Below are 7704 nucleotides of genomic sequence, written 5' to 3'. Positions count from 1 at the left end.
AACGGCTGCACATTCATCTCAGATCCTAATCTCTACGAGTATACAATCTATACGTCCTGCTACAATACCAAGAGGGGCGTCCTATATTACAGGACTTACAACAACTCACAGATTACTGCAGTTGATTTGAATAAGGAGAATATGGACTCTGCAGAACTGATCAATTATCTTTTGATTAATGAAGAGCAGTTCAACTTCATTAATTAAATCTTCTTTTTTTGCATGTTTATTTATAATATGATTAACTAACTATTATTATATGATATTGAGAGATAGGATGAGATTTGTTCCCCTCATTTTGATAATATTCTGTTTTTTAATCATAATCCCAAGTGCTTTTGCCGGAGATAATTTGACTTTTGAGCAAGACTGTCAGTTGGGTGATGATGAAGGCATTTTGCTTGAAAGCAATTACTATTTTGATGAAAGCAATGTCAATCCGGGCAATGGAACATATGAAAATCCCTACAGGACATTTTCCATTAATTCCATCAAGGACAACTCTGCAGTCTATTTTGCCGAAGGGGAATATTATTTTGACAGGGACGCTTCATTTTCAAATATCTCATTTTATGGTGAAAATTCACAAAATACAATATTAAATGGTAATGGCAGGACCCTGACAATTACTGGTAGTGTCAATTTTAAGAATATAACGTTGACAAATTTAAAGTTAGTTAATCGCAATACTCTCAATGCTTCAAACACTGTTTTTAAAAGTTTAATCGCTTATTCATCCGTATATGGTAACAGTTATGGCGGGGGAATCTATTCGTCTTTTAAAAATGCAAACATCGCCATTGACAATTGCACATTTTCGGATAATTCCGCCCAATACGGCGGAGCGATTTACATGGCTGGAGGAAGCCTGAAAATTATCAACTCTCTTTTCATCAACAATGTCGCCTATAATTTCGGTGGGGCAATTGCTGCAAACTCCAATTCAAGGATATTCATAAACAATACCCGTTTCATCAATGACAAATCAACAAATGATGCCGGTGGAGCAATATATATTGAATCCTCCTCACTTGAATCATTCAACATGTCCGTTGTAAATTCCACTTCCACATTTGGTCCTGCAATAACTGCACTTTCATCAAATCTGGTGCTGGTCAATTTCACTGCAGAAAACAACTCTGCGAAATATGACGGAGGAGCGATTTATCAGGTGTACGGTACAATTAATCTCAACTCTTCAAGGTTCATCAGCAATTCTGCAAATAATGGAGGGGCACTGTTCATTTATGGTGCAGGTGAATGTAATTTGGCTTCAAATGAATTCACCATCAATCGTGCAGATTCTCATGCAGGTGCCATTTATTCACTTTTCAATAATGAAATCAACTTGACAGATTCAATCTTCACAAATAATTCTGCATTATTCTATAATGACACATTCCAGACTTCACAAATCAGTCTAATTTTTAAGGATGGCAATCTTTCAGGTTATGTTTACAATGAAACAATCTATGATACATTGCCTGATTATTATAATCTAAACGAACATGGCTATGTCACATCCGTTAAAGACCAGCAGGACGGTGGAAACTGTTGGGCATTTGCGGCATTGGCATCACTTGAATCCTGCATCCTTAAGGCAGGCGGTGAAGTCTTTGACTTTTCTGAAGAGAACATGAAGAATTTGGTGGCTAAATTCTCATATTATGGAAGGAGTTATATGCCAAATTCCGGTGGAAATGATGATATGGCAATCGGATATCTTGCAAGCTGGCTGGGACCCGTTAATGAAAGTGATGATCTCTACGACGGTCAAAGCCAATTGTCAGCATTATTAAATAATGCATATCATGTTCAAAACGTATTGTACTTAAAGAGAAATAATTATACGGATAATGATTTAATAAAACAGGCTATCTTAAAGTATGGTGCAGTTTCAACATTTCTGTATATGGGTTCAATAGCATGGTACAATGGCGAACCCTATCATTACTATACCGGCGATAAGGATCCTAATCATGCAGTGGCCATCGTCGGATGGAATGATTCATTTTATGTTCCAAATGCTCCTGGACTGGGAGCATGGATTGTTAAAAACAGTTGGGGCAATAACTGGGGCAAAGGAGGATATTTCTATGTGTCCTATTATGACACCGTCTTTGCGCAACCTGGAGTCTATTCTTCCTTCACTTTCATTATAAATGATTCCTCAAGTTTTGATAAGAACTATCAGTATGACGTTTCATTTCCTACAGATTACTTCTGGTATGATGAAAGCAGCATCTGGTGTAAAAACGTATTCAATGCTACGGACAATGAGTTTCTGGAGGCTGTGTCAACATTCTTTGATGGCGATACTGATTGGGAATTGTATATTAATGTCAATGGTGAACTGAAGCTTTATAAAAATGGATCTTGCGTAAAAGGTTATTTCACCATCAATCTGGATTATCCTATTCCAATCGCTAAGGGGGACATATTTGAAGTGGAATTCAAAATGAACGGTGATGGAAAATCCTCTTTTGCAATTCTTGAAGGATTTAATTTTAATAAGGTAACATATCCTCGAAACGTTTCTTTTGTCAGTTTCGATGGTGAAAATTGGTTTGATCTGTTTGACTTTAAATTCCAATGTTTAAATCATATTTATACTACACAAGTGGCATCAGTAAAGGCATTTACACGGGTAACCGTATTCAATTCCACCATCAAAAGTTTGGACATTTCTCATGCTGATATGAATCTCTTCAATCTTGTTGCAAGTGTCGTTGATGAAAATGGATATCTCGTTGGAAACGGCAATATGACCTTCATTGTCAACGGCCAAAACGTCACTGTTGGCGTTGAAAGGGGTATCGCATCAATATCAATTCCATTAAGTTTAGGAGAGAATGACATCCGTCTGTTTTATGAGTCTGTAAATTACCGCTCATCAACTTACGATAGCATTTATAATGTTGTTCCAGTTAATCTGGGTATAGACATTAATGTAGAACAGGAACTGAATAATGTCAGCGTTACAGTAACACTTTCACAGGCATTGAACAGCACAATACTTATAAGTGTAAACGGCAATGTCACTGAAGCCAAAACAGTCAATGGAATTTGTCAGTTCAATCTGTCAAATCTGAAGTATGGAAATTATTCCGTCAATGTAACATTCAACAGCTTTTATCTGGTCGGTGAAAATTCAACCGATTTCTTTGTTGACTACAAGGATACTCATTTTGAGGTCAATGACGTAACAACCTTTTATTGCAGCGGCCTGATTTATTACTTTACTTTATTTGACGAGTTTGGAGATGCATTGAACAATTCTCAGGTCAGATTTATATTAAATAATCAAACATATTACAATACAACTGACGCGCAAGGAAGGATTTTCCTTGCACTTGATTTGCCTTTGGGCGATTATCCATTGGAAGTCTTTTTTGAGGGCGACCGGTTCCATTCCGGATGTCGGGGCTCAGCTCTCGTATCTGTGCTTCCTTCAAGGTCATGGTTGAATATTACCGGCGTTTCTTATGATTCGTTTAACCTGTTTAACATTAGCGTCAGCGTCTTTGACCAGTTGAACAGAACGGTTGATGTCGGCAATCTGACATTTACCGTAAATAATATTGGTTACGGTAATGGAAATATGATTCCATTCGTCGTAGGTTTAAATAACGTTACCGTCAGCTTTGAAGATGTGAATTACTTGCCTTCATCTGCTGTCTTGACATATGAAGTTTTGCCTATTGGTTTGGATATGGCCATTGATGTTTTTAAGGACTTCAACAATGCCTATATTACTATAAACCTTTCACAGAAGGTTAATGAGTCACTGCTGATTGATGTCAATGGAAATATCACTAAGGTTAAAACATCAGATGGTATTTATCAGTTCAATTTAACTTCTTTAAGCTATGGAAATTACAATATAACTGTTGAAATTGACAGTGACTTTTACGCTGGCAAAAATTCAACAGAATTATTTGTCGATGTCAAAAAGACATACTTTGAAGTTAAGGATTTTACAACCGTCTATAACAGCGGCGAATACTTCACAGTCAGATTATTTGACGAATTGAATCATCCCGTAGCTGGTCGGGAAGTCCGATTTAGTTTAAATGATTATGTCAACATTACCGATGCTCAGGGATGGGTTGGAATTCCTGTTTGGCTTGCCGATTCAATAAATCCTATAAATATTTCATTTGCAGGCGACGGATCATATATTGGATGTGAAAATGCTTCAACCGTTACAGTCGTTTCATCCATAGCGCTTCCAGCAAATGCAGTATATACTTATGGTGCATATTATGAGGCTTATCTTTTGGATAAATCAGGAAATCCTTTAGGAAATGCTCAAGTCACATTTGCCGTTAATGATGTCAATTATCAAACTACAAGCGGAAATGACGGAATTGCGGCATTGGCAATACCTATTTATTCTGGAAATGCAATCGTAAACGTAACAAATCCTCAAACAGGTGAAGTCAAATCCCAGACAATCCAGATTCTTCCTCGTTTGGTTGAAAACGAAGATGTGATAATGTATTATGGAAAAGACGGATACTATAAAGTTAAGGTTTTGAATGATTATGGTCAGGCGGTTGGAGCAGGTGAAATCGTAGCTTTCAGTTTTAAAAGCATTGTATACTATGTAAAGACAGCTTCTGACGGTTATGCATCATTCAAATTGACTTCAAAAGCAGGAACATTTGCAATCATGGCATCATATAAAGGATTTGATGTTTCTAATAAGATTACAATTAAGCCTACTTTGATTACAAAAGACAAATCTGTCAAGAAATTCAAAAAGTTCAAATACTCTGCAAAATTGCTCAATACGGAAGGGGTGCCTCTTAAAGGCAAAAAAATTACCTTCAAATTCAAGGGCAAAAAATATTATAAGAAAACAAACAAGAAAGGAATAGCTAAGATTTCCATTAAAAATAAATATAAGTCTGGCAAATACAAAATAGTTGCTAAATACGAAAACAACAAATCAAAAAGTTTCATAACAATTAAAGAATAGGGTTTAAATCCTTATTTGCTCTTTTTTAATTTTTCACCTACTATATATTTATATCATAAAAACATTAAATAATAGTATTCTATACATTTTACCAAATCTCCACGTTTAATTTGGTATAATGGGGGAAATTTTACTATGAAAATTAAATTTGTCGCACTGATTGCAATATTGGCATGTCTGTTAATTGTCATACCGGCAGGTTATGCAGTTAACAATGACACTCTAAGTGATGACGGCGAGGTTTTGCAGGCTGATTATTACTTTGATGCTAAAATTGATAATGATACTGGAACTGGAGCAATAGATAATCCTTATAAGGAATTGACTGCTTCAAGGATAGAAAGTAATTCTGTTCTGCATTTGGCCAGTGGAGAATATGATTTAAGTAACTCCAAAACAGTTAATAATGTTACTATAATAGGTGAAAATCCCACTGCAACTATCATCAAGAATGCCAAATTTACTGTTTCAAGTTCATTGACTCTCTGCAATCTGACATTGCTTGCATCCCCTATTACGAATAATGGAAACCTAACTGCGACAAATATGATTTTTAAGGATTCCACACAATATAATGGTGGAGCAATCAGTTCGAATTCAAATTCAAATGTTACTCTGGACAATTGTACATTTATAAATAATGGGGCCAGCTTTGGAGGTGCAATATACTGTATGGAAGGATGGATGTATATTCAAAATTCCAGATTCCTAAACAACACTGCAGAGGAATTTGGAGGTGCGATTTTATCAATATCTGCTGAAACCTATATTATTGGCTCAAAATTTAAAGACAATAAAGCAAATTATTATGGTGGTGCCATTTATACTTTATATTCTCCATTTGGTGTAATGAACTCCATTTTTGACAACAATTCCGCCAGGGATGGTGGAGCATTATTGATTGATGATGCAAGCCTATGCATAATTTTTTCAAATGAATTTTCAAACAACAGAGCAGATTCTGTCGGTGCATTGTATTCCATAGCGAATAATGTGACCGGTTCCCTTTTAAATGACAATTCCTTTTTAAATAACAGCGGAAGTGTTGCAAATGATGTCCTTGAATCTGCAACTCCAAACATGTTCATATCAAACGGGGATTATATTTTAGCCTATTATAATCCTACCTTCAATGGGACTATTCCAAGCAGATATGATTTAAGAGAATTGGGCTATGTAACACCAGTTAAAAATCAGGGCAGTTCTAAATGCTGCTGGGCTTTTGCGGCTATTGCCTCACTGGAGTCATGTATTCTGAAGGCTACCGGAATTTCCTATGACCTGTCTGAAGACAATGTGAAAAACGTAATGACCATGTACTCTGATTACGGATGGACCTATACGGTTAGTACTGGAGGACGAGATGACATGGGTATGGGATATTTTATAGGCTGGCTTGGACCGGTAAATGAAAGTGATGATCCTTTTAGTGCTTCATCATTCATGTCTCCTCTTTTAAACAGTTTCTATCATGTCCAGAATTTAATATTTTTACAAAGAAACAATTACACTGATAATGATGCAATCAAAAAAGCCATAATCGAATATGGTGCCGTTGCAACTGCTATTTATTGGAGTGCCGGTCGCTATGGCAGCAATGGAAATTATTACTATCCGGGTTCTGAAGGAGCAAATCATGCAGTAACCATCGTCGGATGGGATGACAATTATTCAAAAAGCAATTTCAAGAACACTCCTGAAGGTGATGGTGCATGGATTGTTAAAAACAGTCATGGTACCTCAAATGGAAAAGGCGGTTACTGGTATGTCTCATATTATGATACCAGATGCGCACAAGTCGGAAGCTATGATGTAAGCTACACTTTCATATTAAACGACACAATAAAGTACGATAAGAATTACCAGTATGATATTCCTGGCAGAACAGATATTTTTGTCAACTCCTCAAGCACAGTCTGGTATAAGAACAGGTTCACAGCAACCGACAATGAATATCTTGCAGCAGTTTCAACATATTTTGACAAGCTTTCCAATTATACCATTTATATTTACGTAAACAATGCTTTAAAACACGTTCAAAGCGGAATTTCAAATGCCGGGTATTATACATTTGATTTGAATAAATTTGTTCCCCTATCAATTGGCGATATTTTTGAGGTTGTCTTTAAAGTAAGCGTTGACGGAGAAGCATATTTCCCGGTTTCAGAACCGGCGGTATTAAATAAAGTATTATTCTCAGCAAATACCTCATTTGTAAGCTATGATGGTGAAAATTGGACAGACCTGTTTAACCTGACTTGGAGATATTCAACTCATAACTATAACTCCTCGGTGGCTTGCATTAAGGCATTCACAGTATATGATGTTATCAATACGACAACTGAATTGAGCGTTGGTCTTACTGACTCATATAACATTAAGGCAAGCGTATTGAATCAGTACAATCGTCCGGTTACCGGAGGTACGGTCACATTCAACATTGACGGTAAAAATTGTGATGTTGATGTTGTAAACGGTAAGGCCATTATAAGTTTGCCTGCAGATTCTGAAGTCCATAACGTCACTGCCGAGTACAACAATGTGGGATATATTTCATCAGCGGATAATTTAACGTTCCCGTCTTCTTTAATGGCTACAAATATCTCACTAACTCTTTCAGGTGAGTATAATCCTTTAAGCATCACTGCGGTTGTATTGGATTCTAAGGGCTCTGTTGTTGAGATAGGCAATGTCACATTTACGGTTGACGGAATTCCATA

At 36.4% G+C, this 7704-nt stretch carries 3 protein-coding genes; all 3 read left to right on the top strand.

Annotated features, from left to right (window positions below):
* Window positions 1–207: linear amide C-N hydrolase (locus tag ACJMLO_RS09485; RefSeq protein WP_405296198.1), on the top strand; the 207-nt coding region annotated here is incomplete at its 5' end.
* A 145-nt stretch (window positions 208–352) separates the two neighbouring features.
* Window positions 353–4984 carry a C1 family peptidase gene (locus ACJMLO_RS09480; protein ID WP_405296195.1) on the top strand — a complete coding sequence of 1544 codons (4632 nt, stop codon included), beginning with the start codon at window positions 353–355 and terminating at the stop codon, window positions 4982–4984.
* A gap of 135 nt (window positions 4985–5119) precedes the next feature.
* A partial coding sequence (locus ACJMLO_RS09475; protein ID WP_405296193.1) for a C1 family peptidase occupies window positions 5120–7704 on the top strand: 2585 nt, incomplete at its 3' end.

It is taken from the genome of Methanobrevibacter sp. (assembly GCF_045120835.1).
GTDB lineage: Archaea > Methanobacteriota > Methanobacteria > Methanobacteriales > Methanobacteriaceae > Methanocatella.
Note: the sequence above shows the minus strand (reverse complement) of the source record. Positions and strands in the feature narration are given on the sequence as shown.